The following is a 477-nucleotide window of genomic DNA, read 5'->3' on the forward strand; positions in this document are numbered from 1 at the left end:
ATATTTTCATTAATCCTAGAGGTTAATTTGTTATAGTTTAGTTTTGATTGTTTAAGTCCATTCTTATAAAGTTCATTAAGGACATCCATTAACTTTTTTGAAGATCTATAGTTATCTGTAAGACTTAAGACTTCGATTGCATTCGATCTTGCATCTAAGTAAGTTTCAAGATCTCCACCTCTAAATTTATAGATCGCTTGTTTTGGATCACCTACACAAAGTAAAAAATGATTTTTTGTATTAAAGAACTTTTTTATTAAATTCCACTGAGTATTATCTGTATCTTGAAACTCATCTACTAAGACACATTTAAATCTTTTTTGAATTTTAGATAAAGTAATACTATTGCTCATGTCAGAATCTAGAAATTTATTTTCTACAGTCTTTATAAGATCATTGAAATTAAAAATTGAAAAACTTTTCTTTAATTCTATTAATTTTAAATAAGCTAATTGGGTAAATATTCTTACAAATTCG

Annotated in this window: 1 protein-coding gene; it reads right to left on the bottom strand. The window is 24.9% G+C overall.

Annotation, left to right across the window (positions count from 1 at the left end):
• A partial coding sequence (locus AMO19_RS03525) for a UvrD-helicase domain-containing protein (protein WP_306452415.1) occupies nucleotides 1–464 on the bottom strand: 464 nt, incomplete at its 3' end.
• Nucleotides 465–477: the final 13 nt, after the last annotated feature.

The organism is Prochlorococcus marinus (assembly GCF_001180245.1).
Classification (GTDB): Bacteria; Cyanobacteriota; Cyanobacteriia; order PCC-6307; family Cyanobiaceae; genus Prochlorococcus_A; species Prochlorococcus_A marinus_F.